The following is a 16,187-nucleotide window of genomic DNA, read 5'->3' as shown; positions in this document are numbered from 1 at the left end:
CGCTTGGCATGAATTTCCGCCGTCAACGGTGCCGACCAGTAGCGGCGATGAGCTTCCAGGCCGAGCGCCCTGACGCGCGGATCGGCGTCGAGCCTGCGAAATATCCCCGTCATGGCGTCGAGATTCGGCTCGCAGACGTAACCGGTGAGGCCATCCACCACCTTCTCGCTGGCTCCCGCCCGGTTCGACGCGACGACGGGGATGCCGGCCGCCAACGCTTCGTAGACCGTGAGCGGCCCCGTCTCGTACCAGCGCGAGGGAGCCGCAAGAGCCCGTGCGCGCCGGCGCAGGATCGCCGAGACCGCCTCGGGCGACTGCCAGCCCAGGACCTCCACATGCGGCTGGGCGCGTAGTTCGCCTTCGAGCGGGCCGGCCCCGATGAAGAGGGCCCGCATACCGGCGGCGGCCGCCGCCTGCGCCACGAGATCGGCGCCCTTCTCCCGCGTCAGGCGGCCCACATAGGCGATGCAATCGCCCCGCGCCGGCTCTGCCGGCTCGGCCCGGACGGCGCCCACCGGATTGTCGATGCGGTGGTGGTGCAGGCTTAAGCCGTCGAGGAGGTCGCCCATCCGATTGAGGCTGGCGTCGCAGACATGGACCACGTCGAGCCGGCGCCCGCGGATCGCGCCGCGCAGAGCCGCGGTCCGGCCGACCCGCACGAGCTTGTGCAGGCGGCTGCGGCCGTCGCACGGGGCCAGAAGGCAGCCGACCGAGAGCGGCCGCTCCCCGCAGGGCTCGGCCCGATCGAAGCGGTAATAGACGCCGTTCGGGCAGGCGAGGAAGTAATCGTGCAGGGTCAGCAGCACCGGCGCCCCACGCCCGAGCAGCACGGGAAACACGCTTGGCGACAGGCTGCGGGTCCATTGGTGGAGATGGATGGCGTCGGGCGGCACCGCGAGCCCATCGAGGGTCGCCCCGAGGCGCCGGGCCGAGGCCCGGTCCCAGATTCCCGCCATGGCCGCCGCCAGGCGTGGCCTGTCCCAGATATCGGCATTGCCGAGTTCGATCCGGGCGATGCGCGGATGGTCGAGGAGCGGGTCGGCCGGCCCGGCTATGGCCTGGACGTAGGAGACGTCGACGCCCGCCTCGGCGAGGCCCCGCGCCGATTCGACCGCAACCTTCTCGGCGCCTCCGCTCGCCACGGCGAACTCGGCCAGAACGACGACGTGCATGGGCGATGAACCAGGTTCGATGGCGTCTTCGCGAGCAAGGCGAAGAGTGTCGCGAGGTTTACGGGCGATCAACGCACGGAGCGTAAAGATTTCGGCGAACCCGTGGCCATGAAGGTCGAACCGTCATGCATGTCGTCCTCGTCGCCGACCACGCCTTCGTCAATGGCGGGCAAGCCAAGGTCGCCATCGACGAGGCCCTCGGCCTCGTCGCGCGAGGCCAGCGCGTCACGCTCTTCGCCGCCGTAGGCCCTGCCGATCCCAGGCTGGAGGCCGCCGGCATCCGCGTCGTCTGTCTCGACCAGGACGACATCTCGACCACCCGCAACCGCCTCGCCTTCGCCGCCCAGGCGATCTGGAACCACACGGCGTCCCGCCGCCTCGCGGCCGAACTGCGGCTGTGCGATCCGCGCGACACGGTCGTGCACGTCCACGCTTTCGCCAAGGCGCTGTCACCCTCGATCGGCGTCGCCCTGCACCGCTCGGGGCTGCCGCTGGTCTACACGATGCACGAGTTCTTCCTCGTCTGCCCGAATGGCGGCTTCTACGAGTACCCCGTGGGGCGCATCTGCCACCGCACGCCGATGTCCCTCGCTTGCGTCACCACGAACTGCGATGCGCGCAGTTATCCGCGCAAAGCCCTCCGGCTCGTGCGCCATGTCGCGCTCGATCACGTCGCTGGGCTGCGCACCCTTTTCCCGCACATCGTCACCATCAGCACGCTGCAGGAGCGGGTGGTGACGCCCCACCTTCCGTCGACGACGGTGTTCCACCGGGTCGACAACCCGATCGGCGTCGAACGGGCTCCGTTTCGCGACGGACCTCCGGGAGACTTCCTGTTCGTCGGCCGGATCTCCACCGAGAAGGGTGCGCCGGTCTTCGCCGAGGCCGCCCGGCTGGCGGGCGTGCGCCCGGTCTTCATCGGCGACGGGCCGCAGACCGACGAGCTTGCCGCGGGCTACCCGGAGGCGGTGATGCTCGGCTGGAAGAACCCACGGGAGGTGGAGGCCGCCATGCGCCAGGCCCGGGCGCTGGTCTTCCCGAGCGTCTGGTACGAGGGCCAGCCGCTCACGGTCTACGAGGCGCTGGCCTGCGGTGCGCCGGTTGTGGTCAGCGACGAGTGCGCCGGCCGCGAGGCGGTGGAGGACGGCGAGAACGGCTTCTGGTTCCGCAGCGGCGACGCACAAGCCCTTGCCGCGCACCTGCGCCGGTTGAAGGACGACGATCTCGCGACCCGCATGGGGCGGGCCGCCTACGAACGCTACTGGGCGAAACCGCTGACCCTCGACGCGCATCTCGACCGGTTGCAGGGCGTCTACGACACGGTGAGGCGTGCAGCTGCGTCGCGGCCGAACCGGATGCCGTTGCCCCGCCTCGCAACACTGGGCTCCACCATGCGTTGACCGGGCACATGCATCGCAGCGGCGATGCGAGTCCGGATCGAGGAGAAGCCCATGGCCGACGACAGCAAGACGCCCGACGCGGGCAAGCCGACGGGCCTTCGCCAGGACACCGCGAAGACGAAGGACAACGATCGCCCCGAGAACGACCAGAAGTCCCTCGATGAACGCCTGGACGACGGGCTTGAGGAGACGTTCCCGTCGAGCGACCCGGTCTCGGTGAAGATCACTAAGTAAGACACACTCAACGAGCATCCCCTCCCCTTTGCGGGGAGGGAACGGCGATGGGGCTGATGATGCTGGCCTCGACGGCGAGCCGCCCCGCCACCAGCTCTGCTCCACAAAGTGGAGCAGAGGGGGCAGTATGGACCGCTCAGCGACGACCAGATTTGGTCTCAAGCCGTCTCGAGCAGCCGCCGCGCGATCACCTGTGCCTGGATCTCCGCCGCACCCTCGAAGATCGACAGGATGCGGGCATCGCAGAGTACGCGGCTGACCGCGTATTCGAGCGCGAAGCCGTTGCCGCCGTGGATCTGCAGGGCGTTGTCCGCCGCCGCCCATGCGACGCGGGCGCCGAGCAGCTTCGCCATTCCGGCCTCGAGATCGCAGCGCTTGCCCTCGTCCTTCTCGCGGGCGGAGAAGTAGGTGAGCTGGCGGGCGATGTTGATCTCCACCGCCATCATGGCGATCTTGTCGGCGACGCGGGGGAACTCGATCAGCGCCTTGCCGAATTGCACGCGGTCCTCCGCGTAGCGCAGGCCGAGGTCGAGGGCGTTCTGCGCCACGCCGATGGCGCGTGCCGCTGTCTGGATGCGGGCGGACTCGAAGGTCTGCATGAGCTGGGCGAAGCCCTTGCCCTCGACCTCGCCGAGAAGGTTGGCGGCCGGCACCTCGAAATTGTCGAAGGCGAGCTCGTATTCCTTCATGCCGCGATAGCCGAGCACGTGAATCTCGCCGCCCGACAGGCCGGCCACCGGGAAAGGCTCCTCGTCGGTGCCGCGCGGCTTCTCGGCGATGAGGAGCGAGAGCCCCTTATGGCCCTTCTCCTCCGGCTTGGTGCGCACGAGGCAGGTCATGATGTCGGCGCGCACGGGGTGCGTGATCCAGGTCTTGTTGCCCGAGATCCGCCAGACGTCGCCGTCCTTGACCGCCTTGGTGCGCAGGGACGCCAGGTCCGAGCCGGTATTCGGCTCGGTGAACACGGCGGTCGGCAGGGTGTCGCCCGATGCGATGCCGGGAAGGAACCGGTGCTTCTGCTCCTCGGTGCCGCCGCAGAGGATCAGTTCGGCGGCGATCTCCGAGCGAGTGCCGAGCGAGCCGACACCGATATAGGCGCGCGACAGTTCCTCGGAGACCACGCACATCGAGATCTTGGGCAGGCCCATGCCGCCATATTCCTCCGGGATAGTCAGGCCGAAGACGCCGAGCTCGGCCATCTTGGTGACGATCTCCATGGGAATGTAGGCGTTCTGGCTGTGCCACTCGTGGGCGTGCGGCACGACCTCGGCGAGGCCGAAGCGGCGCATTTCGGAGCGGATCGCCTCCATGTCCTCGTCGAGGCCGGACTTGCCGATCGTGGCCGAGCCGCCGTTGTCGCGGATGCGGGCGACGAGCGCGGCCCGGTTCTCGGGGGTGTTGCCCTCCGCGATCATCGTCTCGACGGCCGGGGTCCGGAACTTCGCGATCTCGCGCGCCGCGAGGCCAAGCGAGCCGGTCGGGCGCACCATCTCGCCCTGGCTCATCGGAATGCCCGAGAACATCTGGTCGAGGTATTCGCCGATACCGATCTTCACCAGCAGCGCCTCGGTCTCGCCGAACTCGCCCGATTCGGTGAGGCGCGCCGCATAGGCGGCGAGCTCGCGCACGCCCTCGCCGTAGGTCGCGAGCCAGGCCAGGCCGTGGGTCGCGTGCTGCTCGGCTTCCATCTTCTCTGCCGAGATCTTGCCCTCGCCGGACAGGACTCTGGTGCGGACCCGGCGCGTCGCCTCGGCGACGAGGCCCTTGGCCGCTTCGCCGGCCTCGCGGGCGAGCCCGATGAGATCCTGCGGTTCGATGGTGACGGCGGGCGATGCGGACATGGGGTCGCTTCCTACGCAAGAGTTCTATGATGCCTGTCATTATAGGCAGGATCGGCGCCACTGTAGAGACGCGTCGACGCAGTCGGCATCATTCAGACTGGTATACTGTATTACTTTGCGACAGCATGAGGTTGATCGACCATCGCGTTTGCTGTCACGCATCCTTCCCGGGATGGGTGTAGCGTCAGCGCAGTCAGATCCGGGGCCGAAGCGCAGCAAGTGGCGCAGCATCGAAAACTCGTCCGGCCATTCGAACCGAGCCGCTGACGCTCAAGCCTTCGGGACTGGGCGGTCGTCTCGCGACGACTGATCCGAACCCGTTTCAGCCCCGGCTGGCAATGGCGACGCCCGCCGCCGCGACCGCCATTCCGGCGATCTGGACGAGGGTGAGCGCCTCGCCGTAGAGGGCGTAGGCCATGGCCGCCGAGACCGGGGGCACGAGGAAGAACAGCGAGGCGACGCCCGCCACCGCTCCCCGCCGGATCAGCACGAGCAGCAGCAGGATGCCCGCCACGGAATTGACGAGCACCGACCAGGCGAGGCCGAACCAGAGCTGCGGCGTCGCGTCGAAGCGGCCGTCCCCGAAGGCCAGCGCGACCGGCACCGCCAGCAGGGAGGCGCCGACGAACTGGACGGTGGCGTTGCTGAGGAGGTCGGCATCGGCGGCGTGGCTCTTCTGCCAGAGGGTGCCGAGCGTCATCGCCACCATGGCGCCGAGGCACGCGCCCAACGGCAGCGTCGGGATGCCGGCCTCCCCGGCGACGCCGAGCTTCGGCGCCAGGACCAGGATCGCGCCGGCGAATCCGAGGGCGATGCCCGCCCAGCGGCGCCGGCTGACCCGCTCGCCCAGAAGCGGCCGCGCCAGCATCGCGGTGAGCAGCGGCTGCAGGCTGCCGACCAGGGCCGCGATGCCAGCGGGCAGGCCGTTCTTGATCGACCAGAAGACGCCGATGACGTAGATCCCCTGCATCAGGAGTCCGGCGACGATCGCATCGCGCCATTCCCCGCGGCTGCGCGGCCAGCGTGCTCCCATGGCGGCGGCAATGCCGGCGAGCACCAGCGAGACCCCGACGACGCGCACCGCCACGAAGGTCAGCGGTTCGGCATGGGGAGCCACGAAGCGGGCGGCGATGAAGCCGGTCGCCCAGATCAGGACGAAAACGGCGGGGATGGCGGCGCGGGCCGCGGAGGCGTTGGACATCACCCGGGCGCAGGCACCATACCGCCCGCCCGAACACAACCCGGACCTGCGCAACGATGCGGGCGCGCACGCTTTTCCACCCCATGCGTTGCACCGTCGCCATCAGACGCGTCTAGAAGGCACCTTTGCACCCCTCAGGAGACCCCCCTCGCCCGTGAGCCGCCTGCGTACCAGCATGAACGTCACCGCCATCGCCGCCCAGCGCTTCGTCGCCCATGACGGCTGGGCGATCGCGAGCCATATCGCTCTCTCCAGCCTGACCTCGCTGTTCCCGTTCCTGATCCTGCTCGCGGCGCTCGCCGGCGTGCTCGGCACCAAGTCGCTCGCCGACGAGGCCGGCGTGCTCATCTTCGATGCCTGGCCGCGCGAGGTCGCCAAGCCCATCGTCGGGGAGATGCACCGGGTGCTCACCGAGCAGCGCGGCGGGGTCGTGACCCTGGGCGCGGCGCTGGCGCTCTACTTCTCGTCCTCCGGCGTCGAGAGCCTCCGGGTCGGGCTCAACCGCGCTTACGGCCTGCGGGAGACCCGGCCCTGGTGGCTGACCCGGCTCGAATCGATCGGCTACGTGGTCTGCGGGGCCTGCGCGATGCTGGCCTTCGCCCTCCTCGTGGTGCTCGGCCCGCTGATCTGGCGCAACCTCATCACGGTCGCTCCCGGGCTGGAGCCGCTGGGCCTCACGGTCGCAATCGGCCGCATCGGCATCACCGCGACGCTGATCGCGGCGGTCCTGGTGATCGCCCACAAGTTCGTCGCTGCCGGGCGCCGTTCCCTCGTCGCCGTCCTGCCCGGCGTCGCCGTGACGCTGCTGCTGTGGTTCCTCGCCGGCGTCGGCTTCGGCTTCTATCTCGACCGCTTCTCCAGCGCCTATGCCTCGACCTACGGGGGCCTCGCCACCGCGATGGTCTTCCTCGTCTTCCTGTATTGGCTCGCCGCGATGTTCCTGTTCGGCGGCGAGATCAATGGCACCGTCATTGCAGCACGGCGGCGACGGCTTCAGGCAAGGATGCAGGCGCGGCGGGATCAGGCGCAGGGCGGCATGCAGGATGGGGTGAAGTTGGCCGGGCAGGAGCCGGCGTCACCGCTCTAGAACGCGGCGTCCGGTCACGTCGGCCTGCGCGTCCTGACATTCGCCTGTGACCTGCGCGTCCTATCCCCGAAGAGCCGGCGCGGGCATGAGGCGGGCGGACCGTCGGGGTGGCGGGCGAGAGGTGACGGCATGCGGATCCGGTTCGGCTGCGAGATGGGCTACGAGCTGGCCTATCCGACACCGCTGATCGCGCGGCTGACCTCCCACCCCGATTGCCGCGGCATGCTGCTGGGACCCGACACCCTTCGCACCGACCCGGCCGTCGATGCCGAGACCTTTCTCGATCCCTTCGGCAACCGCTGCGTCCGCCTCGTCGCCCCGGCGGGACTCCTCACCCTGCTGGTCGAGGCCGAGAAGAAGGATGACGGCACCCCCGACCCGGTGGTGGCCGACGCCGTCCAGCACGCCGTGGAGGACCTGCCGCCCGAGACGTTGCCCTTCCTCGTGGCGAGCCGCTACTGCGAATCCGACCTCGTGTCGGACGAAGCCTGGCGGCTGTTCGGGGACTCGCCCATGGGGTGGGTCCGGGTACAGGCGGTGTGCGACTACGTCCACGCCCACATCGCCTTCGGCTACGACTATTCCCGCGTCGACCGCACCGCCACCGACGCGCTCGCGGTCGGGCGCGGGGTCTGCCGCGACTACGCCCATCTCAGCGTCGCGTTCCTGAGAGCGCTCAACATCCCGACGCGCTACTGCACCGGCTATCTCAGCTTCATCGGGGAACCGGAGCCACATCCGCCCGGCGATTTCGCGGCCTGGATCGAGGTGTATCTCGGCGGCGCCTGGCACACTTTCGATCCGCGCAACAACGCGCCCCGCCGCGGCCGCATCCTCGTCGCCCGAGGTCGCGACGCGGCGGACGTGCCGCTCACCCACACGTTCGGGCTGAACCGGCTGACGGTGTTCCGGGTGTGGGCCGAGGAGGTGTAAGGGTCCCTCCTTCCTTGTGAGGGGAGGAGGTGAATATTGGGGAGGCTGGGCGGCCCGCTGCGAAGGCTAGTGGAACCACCCGACCCCTCCCCGCAAGGGGGAGAGGGGAATGCCGATCACGCGGCCAGCGGCAGCACCTCGTCCGCTTCGTGCGCACCGGCCATGAATTGCGCCCTCGCGAGTTCCGCGAAGCGGCCGTTCTGAGCCACGAGCTCGTCGAAGCCGCCCGATTCGACGATCCGGCCCTCGTGGAAGACGAGGATGCGGTCGGCGTTGCGGATCGTCGCCAGGCGGTGGGCGATCACGAAGGTGGTGCGTCCCTCCATCACGGCCTCTAGCGCGCCCTGGAGCTTGCGCTCGGTGGTGGCGTCGAGAGCACTCGTCGCCTCGTCGAGGATCAGCACCGGCGGGTTCTTGAGGAGAGCCCGCGCGATCGAGAGGCGCTGGCGCTCGCCGCCCGAGAGCGAGCGGCCGCGCTCGCCGATCACCGTGTCGAGACCGTCGGACTGGCGGGCCATGAACTCGGTGGCCTGGGCACGCTCCAGCGCGTCGAGCATCTCGGCATCCGTCGCGTCGGGGCGGCCGACCTGCAGGTTCTCGCGGATCGAGCGGGCGAACAGCATCGGCTCCTGGAACACAACGCCGATGTTGTGACGCAGGGACGAGAGGCCGATGTCGCGGATGTCGGTGCCGTCGATGCGGATGGCGCCCTTGTCCGGGTCGAAGGCGCGGTGAAGCAGGCCGAGCGTCGTCGACTTGCCCGAGCCGGTGGTGCCGACCAGCGCCACGGTCTCGCCGGCCCGGGCCGTGAAGGAGACCTCCTCCACCGCCTTGCGGCGCGGGGTGTAGGAGAAGCCGACGGCGTCGAAGGTGACCTCGCCCTCGAAGCGCGCGACGTGACGGGCGTTCGGACGGTCGTGGACGGCGGGCGCCGTGTCGAGGATCTCGAAGAACTCGGCGATCTTGGGCATCTGCTGGAACAGGCCGTTGATGCAGCTCGCGACCTGGTCGAGGCGGGCGACCAGCATGGTCGCCAGGCTCATGAAGGCCACGACCTCGCCGACGGTGGCGAGGCCATGCTGGTGCAGCACGATGCCGGTGATGAAGATCGCCGTCATGGTGAGCGTCGCGGAGGCGCGGGTGGCGACGTTGGCGAGCGCCCACCACGACAGGACCGGGATCTGTGCGGCGAGCAGGTTGCGGATGATGCCGTGCATCGCGTCCTTCTCCGCCTTGGCGCGGGTGAAGGATTGGATGACCGCGACGTTGCCGAGCGCGTCCGAGGCGTGTTCGGCGAGGCCTGACTGGTAGGCTTCGACCTTGCCCTGCAGGGTCTCGGTGCGGCGGATGACGAGCGTGGTCAGCACCGTGAAGACGAGCACCAGCACCACCAGGATCGCGCCGAGCTGCCAGTTCACGAACAGGGTCAGCGGCAGGAGCACGCCGAGGGAGACGACGGCGACGAAATGGTCGCGGAAGAAGCCGAGCCACAGCCAGAACATGCCGTTCGAACCCTCCAGCATCGCCTTGAGGACGCGGCCGGAATGGTTCGAGGAATGGAAGGCGAGCGGCAGTTCGAGGACGTGCTCGAAATAATTCGCCATCGCCGAGAGGCGGTTGCGGTGGGCAAGCCGATCGGCGTGCAGGGCGATGGCCACGCCCGCGGCGATCGTGAACAGGCCGAATCCGACCCAGGCCGCCACCAGCGGCAGCAGCGTGGCGAAGGCGTCCGTGCTCTTGTTCAGATGGGTGAGCTTGTCGATGATCCGGCCCATGAGCAACGGCTCCACGAAGGCCGCGACCGCCAGGGTCACGTTGGCCGCCGCCAGGAAGACGGCGAGCCGCTTGTCAGCGCCCAGAAGGCCCATGACCCGTGCATAGAGACGAACCAACGACATGATGACGTGTGCTCCGAAGCCGATCGTAACGGTCCCCGGACTGGCGGAGCCGTTTGTTATTTCCTTCGCCGTCGGGTCGCGCCCCTTTTCGGGACCGCAAACCCTTGGCGTTGATCGGCTTATGGCAGCCTCTCCCTGAACGGCGAATGACACGAATGGGCCGCGTCGCGCCAGAGCTTTTACGGTTCGTTCACCGCGTTCGCCTACGCCTGTGAACGGGTCTCTGCCCGGCGCTCATTCGCGGCGCGTTCCTGCCGCTCAGGCTTGCCCATCATGGATCTCGCAACCGGTGTCGGCCTTTTCGGCGGCATAGCGACCGTCTTCGTGCTGATCATGATCGATGGCGGCAACTTCGCCGCGTATTTCGACAAGCACGCCGTCATCGTGATTTTCGGCGGCGCCACCGCCGCCACCATGATGCGCTTCCCGTTCACGACGATCGCCCACGGCCTGCCGATGGGCCTGCGCTACGCCTTCACCATGCGGGCGATCAAGCCGCGCGACCTCATCGAGGAGATCACCAAGATCGCCGACGTGGTGCGCAAGAGCGGGCCGATGGCGCTGGAGAGCATGGAGATCTCCGACCCGTTCCTGGCGCAGGGCGCCCGCTACATCGCCGACGGCTACGACCGCGAGTTCATCCGCGACACGATGGAGCGCGACCGCGACAACTTCCTCATGCATCTCGACGAGGGCTCGAAGATCTACCGCGCGTTCGGCGACTGCGCCCCGGCCTGGGGGATGATCGGCACGATCCTCGGCATGGTGACGATGTTCGCCAACATGTCTGACCCCTCTAAGCTCGGGCCGGCAATGGCGACCGCCCTGCTCGCCACGCTCTACGGCGCCCTGCTCGCCAACGCGATCACCTTGCCCATCGCCGACAAGCTCCACCTGAAGCTCGAGGAGGAGGACGTCTCGCGCTCCCTCATCATCGACGGAATCCTGCTGATCCGCGACGCCAAGAGCGCGTCCCTCGTGCGTGAGATGCTGATCGCCTACCTGCCGCACAACCATCGCGAAGACCTTTCGGCCGAGCCGGCCTGAGGACGGGAGGCAGCCTTGGCCAAGAAGAAGCGCGGCGGCGCGCATGGCGGCCACGGCTGGTTCGTGACCTTCGCCGACCTGATGGCGCTCCTGATGAGCTTCTTCGTCATGATCGCCGCCTACTCGACGCAGGACCAGAAGAAGATGCAGATCGTCGCCGGCTCCATGCGCGACGCCTTCGGCGTCAGCAAAGAGTCCCGGTTCGCCGGCATCGTCGAGAAGGACGGATTGCCCAACGCCCAGCACATCAAGAACCTGCGCGACGTCTCTCCGGAGAAATCCACTGACCGGCCGACGCCGCCGGGCACCGATGCCATCATCGATGATGGCATTCCGGATGCCGGCTATCCCGACGGGGCCGGGCTTGCCGCCGTGAGCCTGCGTCAGGCGATGCAGGACATGCCCGAGGTGGCCGAGCTCTCGAAGAACATCATCGTCGCCCCGAGCAAGCGCGGCGTCGAGCTCTCGCTGGTGGACCAGGACGGGGCCTCGATGTTCCCGGACGGCTCGAGCCGGCCCAACGACCGCACCCGGCGCCTGCTCGAGAGGCTGGCGCCCGCCATCCGCAAGATGGCCAACCGCATCGCCGTGACCGGCTATACCGCCACCGACCGGCCCGGTACGAGGCCCCCTGCCCCGCCCTGGGAGCTCTCGGCCAACCGCGCCATCAGCGTGCGCGAGATCCTGGCCAATGCGGGCGTGCCCGACGACCGTTTCGCCTCCGTCACCGGCAAGGCCGACACCGAGCCGCTGTTTCCCGACAACCCCTACCTCTCGGCCAACCGCCGGGTGACGGTGACTCTCCTCACCGAGGCGCCGCCGACTCCGTTCACGAAGACGCTGCCGTAGCGCCCCGTGCATCGGGTTCGGATCGATGCTTCACCGCGCGACCAGCAGCGCCCAGTAGACCTTGTACTTCGAATTCGGCGCATAGGCCGTGGCGATGCCCATGCGACGGGCCTCGGGCGCGCGCATGACGGCGTCGTGCCCCTTGCTCTCCCGCCAGCCCGAGAAGGCCTCGGCGAGGGTGTGATAGCCCGCGGAGAGGTTGGCCTCGGCACCGGCAAAGCCGAGCCGCCCGACCGCCCCTTTGACGGTCTCGGCCCGGCTCGGGCGGTCGGCCGCCGCCATGGCGGCGGCCTCGGCCTCGGCAAGGCGCTGGAGGTCGGGATCGAGGACGAGCGCCGCGAGCCCGGTCTTGGCGCGGTAGGCCGAGATCATGTCGCGGGCGGTTGCGGCATCGACCTGGGCCGAGGGCGTCGCCAGCGCGAGGTAGAGGCTCGGCAAGGGCGCCTCGCCGGACCGCTCCGTCACGCAGGCCGACAGGAGCGGCGCCGCAAGGACGAGCGCGACGGCTCTGCCGACAGGACCGGAGCGCTTCACGACGAGGCCCGTGCCGTCCGGCGCCGTACGGGCGCCTTGGACTCCGTCGCCGGGATCTCCGGATCTTCGGTCCCGTCCAGGGGCGGCGTCTCGACCTGCGGCTCGATGACCGACGACCGGGCCGCCGGTCTGCCGGCGAAGACGCTCGCGATCTGGCCCAGCGCGCTCTCCACGGGTTCGAGCCCCTGCACCGTGACGATGCTCGATCCGGGACCCATGGCCGGGATCATGCCGGCATCCGACAAAGTCTTGAACACCGCGAAGTTGAGATCGCTCTGCACCTTCAGGCTCAAGCCGACGTCGACGATCATGGCGACCAGCTCGAAGTCCAGGAACGGGTCGCCGATCTTCTTGAAGACGATGCGGGGGGGCGGCTCCTTGAGCACGTCCGGGTGCTGGCGGGCGCAGGCGGTGATCAGCTCGGCCGCGTGGACCGGGTCTTGGTTGCGCAGGACGCTGACCGTGACGGTGACCCGGCCGGTGCGGTCGCCGCGCACCCGGTTCTTCACGATCCCGGAGATCAGGTTCGAGTTCGGCACGATGACTGCCGAGCGGTCGAAGGTCTGGATCTCGGTGGAGCGCACCGAGATGCGCTTCACGATGCCCTCGCTGTCGCCGATGACGACCTGGTCGCCGACCCGGATCGGACGCTCCCACAACAGGAGCAGGCCCGAGACGAAGTTGTTGACGATGGATTGCAGGCCAAAGCCGATACCCACCGAGAGCGCGCCGGCCACGATGGTCAACTTCTCGAGGCTGAGGCCCAGATACGAGAAGGCGAGCGCCAGGGCGAGCAGGAACCCGCAATAGCCGCTCACCGTGGAGATCGAGTTGCGCAGGCCCGCGTCGAGGTCCGTGGCCGGGAGGTAGGTCCTCTCCAGCCACCTCTGGATCGCCTTGGTGACCGCCACGCCGAGCACCAGGATGCCGACCGCGAAGGTGATGGTGGAGAGCGAGACGGTGACGTCCCCGACCTTGAAGCCGAAGAAGGCGGTGCGCACCGAGGTAAGCACGTCGACCGAGTCGAGGCCCCAGGGTGCCAGCGCGAGCAGGACGGCGACGAGCACCAGCGCCACCCGGGCGAAGCCGGTGGCGAGCACCGCGATCTGGTTGATCGAGCGCTTGCGCAGTCCGGTATTGGCCTGCAGAGCCGTGGCGACGCGGGTCTGCTCGGTCAGAGAGCCGCCGATGAAGGTGTCGGCGCTGGAGATCAGCAGGTAGAGCAGCGCGAACAGGCTCGCGGTCCAGACGAGCTGGTCGATGAGGAAGGCCGAGAAGGCGACGTAGCCGACGATCGCCGCCGCACCGACGCCCGCGACCGCGGCCCATCCGACAAGTCGGGCGGGGCCGCCGATGGTGGTGGCGTGCTCCGGCGGAACGTAGGGGCCGAGGCAGGCCTCCTCCTGGTCCTGGGTGTCGGCGAACCGGTGCAGGCCGATGGCGAGGATCAGCACCGTGGCGAGGGCGCCGAGCCCACGTGTCGCGATGGAGACCGGAAGGGCCGCCGAGATGCCGGAGTTCAAGGCCTCGATCGACTTCACCACCGAGATGACGATGGCGATGCTGACCGCCAGCAGGGTGAGGCGCGAGGCCGCCGCGTCGCTCACGGGCGCCAGTCGCCACGACGGCTTGTCCGGCGACAGCAGCGCGTCGGCCAGGGACTGCACGAAGGCCACGAAGGCGAGCCCGATCAGGATGGCGCCGGCCATCGGCATCAGGCGGGCCGGCATCAGATCGGTCGAATCGAGGGCGTAGTAGACGGCGTAGCTGCCCGCGAGCGCCGGCACCGTTCCGATGAGGAAGACCCGCCAGGCCGCCAGGAGCTTCTGGTGCCGCGAGGGATGGGTCGCGGACCCTCGGCGGCGTCCGACATGAGGGGCGATGTTGCGACGCCCGAAATACAAAGCCGCGGAGATGCCGAAGGCGACCCCGAGCAGGAGCAGGTTCGGCAGGGTGCCGTGTCGGGTGAACAGGTCCGGGAACTCGGCGACCGTGCTCTGTAAGGCCCGCAGGTCGCGCGGGATGTCGGCCGTGACCCGCATCCAGAGATCGGGGCTCACCAGCGGCGAAGACCGCTCGAACAGCCCGCGGGTGAAGGCGGCGCGCCGGCGGTTGGAGACCTGGTCGAGGATCTGGTCGCTCTGCACGAGCAGCGACTTGGCGAGGCGCTGGGTCTCGTCGATTTCGGCGACGGCGTGCTCGCGCTCCGCGCGCTCCTTGGCGACGTCCTCGCCCTCCTCGCCTTCCTTGGGCTTGGGCCCGAGCTGGTTCAGGCGCTCGCGGGCCGCGTCGAGGCGCGGCTGCATGAATCCGATGATCCGCCGAATCCGGTCGGCGACCGCATCGAGCCCATCCCGCGCCCGGAGCAGGTCGCCGGTCCCGACCGAGCGGTTGCCGAGGATCTTCTCACGGGCATCGAGATCCTGCTTGGCGCCCTCGAGCCTCGTTCGGATCGCCAGGATCCTCTCCGAGACGACGGGCTTCTCCTCCGCTTCCTCGGTCTCCTCGTCGGCCGCCGCCGGCTTGGCCGGGGCCGGAGGCTTGACCGTTTCCTTGACCGTTTCCTTGGCGGGTTCCCGGGCCGGTTCCTGGGCACGAGACAGGTTCGGAGCCAGACCCAGCGTCCCCATGAGGACGGCCGCGAGCGTCGCGATCCGCGCGCTCTTCCAGCACAAGCCCTGACCCATCTCGTTCCTTTCCGGCCCTATGGCCAGCGACCGCCTGGACTCGCGAAGCCCGAGGGATTCGCAGGCCTCGTGCCGCGCGGCGGGTGTCGTGTCGATCCGGGGTCCGTTTCGCCGAGCAATGGGGCGAAAGGGTGCTCCCGGCGATGTTCCAGGCGCGCGGGCACCCCGATCGTGCCGCGGTGTCGGCGGCAATCCTGTGCGTGTGACGTTGGGGCCGCAGACCCAACCTTCACAAGCATGTCACGGTGATATTAGACTACCGCGTAATGGACCGTGCCTTTTCGTATCTGTGCGAGGAGGTGGCGCTGATCGTCCACGCCGATGATCCCCGCCACGCACCGGGCGTTTCCGCCCGATGCGATCGCTTTTGGCCGCTGGCATCGCCGCGTCCCGCACCCTCCCGGTTTCGGCCCAGGCAGCCCCTCCTCCGGCATTGTCGCGGCCAGCGGACCACGCTCTTCGATGCCGAGGGGGCGGCGCGTTCGACGCGTGTGGCGCGTTGCCCTTCCAGCCCATCGTACAGAGAGTAGCGCAGATGCTCGATCTCCAGACGCTCGTGCTGAACGCGGATTACCGGCCGCTCTCCTACAATCCGCTCTCGCTGTGGTCCTGGAAGGACGCCTTCACCGCCCTGTTCCTCGACCGCGTCACCCTGGTGGCGAGCTACGATACAGAGGCCCGCTCGCCGAGCCGCTCCCTGAAGGTGCCGAGCGTCGTGGCGCTCAAGAACTACGTCACCTTGGCGCGCAGCCCCGCCTTCACACGCTACAACATCTACCTGCGCGACACCTTCTCCTGCCAGTATTGCGGCCTGCGCCTGCCGTCGGGTGGCCTGACCTTCGACCACGTGGTGCCGCGCTCGCGCGGAGGTCTGTCGAGCTGGGAGAACGTGGTCGCCGCCTGCTCGCCCTGCAACCTGCGCAAGGCCAACCGCACGCCGTCGGAGGCCGACATGCCCCTCCTCCACGAGCCGCGCCGGCCGACGCGGTACGAACTGCACCACCGCCAGCCGGAATTCGACCACCGCGAGTACCACCACACCTGGCTCGACTACCTGTACTGGGACAGTGAGTTGGAGAGCTGAGCGGGATTTACGGGAACCGGCGCGGCGGGATGTTGTAGATCGGGATGTTCAGGGACTGCGTGAGCCTGCCCGGGGCGATCGACAGGCGGCCATAGGCGTGACGCACGACGTGGCGGCGGACGTGATGGGGCCGTCGGACATGCACGATGCGTTTCGAATGATGGCGGTAGAGACCCGGCTCGCGGCCCGGCTCGAAACCGTCCGCCTGCGCGACCGCGAC

Annotated in this window: 14 protein-coding genes; 7 read left to right on the top strand and 7 right to left on the bottom strand. The window is 68.9% G+C overall.

All coding sequences use genetic code 11. The annotated features are described in order from the left end of the window. A partial coding sequence (locus ACFE7U_RS13885; RefSeq protein WP_375410310.1) for a glycosyltransferase occupies positions 1–1,172 on the bottom strand: 1,172 nt, incomplete at its 3' end. Positions 1,173–1,297: 125 nt separating this feature from the next. On the opposite strand from ACFE7U_RS13885, the gene ACFE7U_RS13880 reads away from it, so the two are divergent. Beyond that, positions 1,298–2,572, top strand: a complete 1,275-nt coding sequence (locus tag ACFE7U_RS13880; RefSeq protein ID WP_375410309.1) for a glycosyltransferase family 4 protein — start codon at positions 1,298–1,300, stop codon at positions 2,570–2,572. 51 nt (positions 2,573–2,623) lie between these two features. Beyond that, positions 2,624–2,806, top strand: a complete 183-nt coding sequence (locus ACFE7U_RS13875) for a hypothetical protein (RefSeq protein ID WP_375410308.1) — start codon at positions 2,624–2,626, stop codon at positions 2,804–2,806. A 158-nt stretch (positions 2,807–2,964) separates the two neighbouring features. On the opposite strand, the gene ACFE7U_RS13870 is transcribed toward ACFE7U_RS13875, so the two are convergent. Continuing rightward, entirely contained in the window at positions 2,965–4,647 is a 1,683-nt protein-coding gene (locus ACFE7U_RS13870; RefSeq protein ID WP_375410307.1) for an acyl-CoA dehydrogenase family protein, read from the bottom strand. 322 nt (positions 4,648–4,969) lie between these two features. Further along, positions 4,970–5,848 (bottom strand): DMT family transporter, encoded by an 879-nt coding sequence (locus tag ACFE7U_RS13865; protein ID WP_375410306.1) that lies wholly within the window; start codon positions 5,846–5,848, stop codon positions 4,970–4,972. A gap of 175 nt (positions 5,849–6,023) precedes the next feature. On the opposite strand from ACFE7U_RS13865, the gene ACFE7U_RS13860 reads away from it, so the two are divergent. Further along, positions 6,024–6,935, top strand: a complete 912-nt coding sequence (locus ACFE7U_RS13860; protein ID WP_375410312.1) for a YihY/virulence factor BrkB family protein — start codon at positions 6,024–6,026, stop codon at positions 6,933–6,935. Between the two features lie 129 nt (positions 6,936–7,064). Continuing rightward, on the top strand, positions 7,065–7,868 hold the full coding sequence (locus ACFE7U_RS13855; RefSeq protein WP_375410305.1) for a transglutaminase family protein: 804 nt from the start codon (positions 7,065–7,067) through the stop codon (positions 7,866–7,868). 116 nt (positions 7,869–7,984) lie between these two features. On the opposite strand, the gene ACFE7U_RS13850 is transcribed toward ACFE7U_RS13855, so the two are convergent. Next, complete coding sequence (locus ACFE7U_RS13850) at positions 7,985–9,766, bottom strand: glucan ABC transporter ATP-binding protein/ permease (protein ID WP_375410304.1); 1,782 nt, start codon at positions 9,764–9,766, stop codon at positions 7,985–7,987. A 273-nt stretch (positions 9,767–10,039) separates the two neighbouring features. Between ACFE7U_RS13850 and ACFE7U_RS13845 the strand changes: the two genes are divergently transcribed. Together ACFE7U_RS13845 and ACFE7U_RS13840 are read left to right on the top strand one after the other, a co-directional pair. Continuing rightward, positions 10,040–10,813, top strand: a complete 774-nt coding sequence (locus ACFE7U_RS13845; protein WP_375410303.1) for a motility protein A — start codon at positions 10,040–10,042, stop codon at positions 10,811–10,813. Between the two features lie 15 nt (positions 10,814–10,828). Then, positions 10,829–11,662, top strand: coding sequence for a flagellar motor protein MotB (locus tag ACFE7U_RS13840; protein ID WP_375410302.1), 834 nt, complete (start codon positions 10,829–10,831; stop codon positions 11,660–11,662). Positions 11,663–11,692: 30 nt separating this feature from the next. Here ACFE7U_RS13840 and ACFE7U_RS13835 read toward each other — a convergent pair whose 3' ends face one another. Then, positions 11,693–12,139, bottom strand: coding sequence for a CAP domain-containing protein (locus ACFE7U_RS13835; protein WP_375410311.1), 447 nt, complete (start codon positions 12,137–12,139; stop codon positions 11,693–11,695). Positions 12,140–12,192: 53 nt separating this feature from the next. Then, positions 12,193–14,883 carry a DUF3772 domain-containing protein gene (locus ACFE7U_RS13830; RefSeq protein ID WP_375410301.1) on the bottom strand — a complete coding sequence of 897 codons (2,691 nt, stop codon included), beginning with the start codon at positions 14,881–14,883 and terminating at the stop codon, positions 12,193–12,195. 535 nt (positions 14,884–15,418) lie between these two features. On the opposite strand from ACFE7U_RS13830, the gene ACFE7U_RS13825 reads away from it, so the two are divergent. Further along, on the top strand, positions 15,419–15,967 hold the full coding sequence (locus ACFE7U_RS13825) for an HNH endonuclease (protein ID WP_375410300.1): 549 nt from the start codon (positions 15,419–15,421) through the stop codon (positions 15,965–15,967). Between the two features lie 7 nt (positions 15,968–15,974). Here ACFE7U_RS13825 and ACFE7U_RS13820 read toward each other — a convergent pair. Then, on the bottom strand, positions 15,975–16,187 hold a 213-nt coding region (locus tag ACFE7U_RS13820), incomplete at its 5' end, for a hypothetical protein (protein WP_375410299.1).

This window comes from uncultured Methylobacterium sp., from assembly GCF_964251405.1.
Classification (GTDB): Bacteria; Pseudomonadota; Alphaproteobacteria; order Rhizobiales; family Beijerinckiaceae; genus Methylobacterium.
The sequence above is the reverse complement of the archived record's forward strand: the minus strand, read 5'-3'. Positions and strand labels throughout refer to the sequence as shown.

Bases quoted from the DNA above. Each gene is read 5' to 3' on its own strand.
- ACFE7U_RS13870 (WP_375410307.1), bottom strand. From the start codon at position 4,647: ATGTCCGCATCGCCCGCCGTCACCATCGAACCGCAGGATCTCATCGGG.
- ACFE7U_RS13855 (WP_375410305.1), top strand. From the start codon at position 7,065: ATGCGGATCCGGTTCGGCTGCGAGATGGGCTACGAGCTGGCCTATCCG.
- ACFE7U_RS13875 (WP_375410308.1), top strand. From the start codon at position 2,624: ATGGCCGACGACAGCAAGACGCCCGACGCGGGCAAGCCGACGGGCCTT.
- ACFE7U_RS13825 (WP_375410300.1), top strand. From the start codon at position 15,419: ATGCTCGATCTCCAGACGCTCGTGCTGAACGCGGATTACCGGCCGCTC.
- ACFE7U_RS13830 (WP_375410301.1), bottom strand. From the start codon at position 14,883: ATGGGTCAGGGCTTGTGCTGGAAGAGCGCGCGGATCGCGACGCTCGCG.
- ACFE7U_RS13865 (WP_375410306.1), bottom strand. From the start codon at position 5,848: ATGTCCAACGCCTCCGCGGCCCGCGCCGCCATCCCCGCCGTTTTCGTC.
- ACFE7U_RS13850 (WP_375410304.1), bottom strand. From the start codon at position 9,766: ATGTCGTTGGTTCGTCTCTATGCACGGGTCATGGGCCTTCTGGGCGCT.
- ACFE7U_RS13880 (WP_375410309.1), top strand. From the start codon at position 1,298: ATGCATGTCGTCCTCGTCGCCGACCACGCCTTCGTCAATGGCGGGCAA.
- ACFE7U_RS13845 (WP_375410303.1), top strand. From the start codon at position 10,040: ATGGATCTCGCAACCGGTGTCGGCCTTTTCGGCGGCATAGCGACCGTC.
- ACFE7U_RS13860 (WP_375410312.1), top strand. From the start codon at position 6,024: ATGAACGTCACCGCCATCGCCGCCCAGCGCTTCGTCGCCCATGACGGC.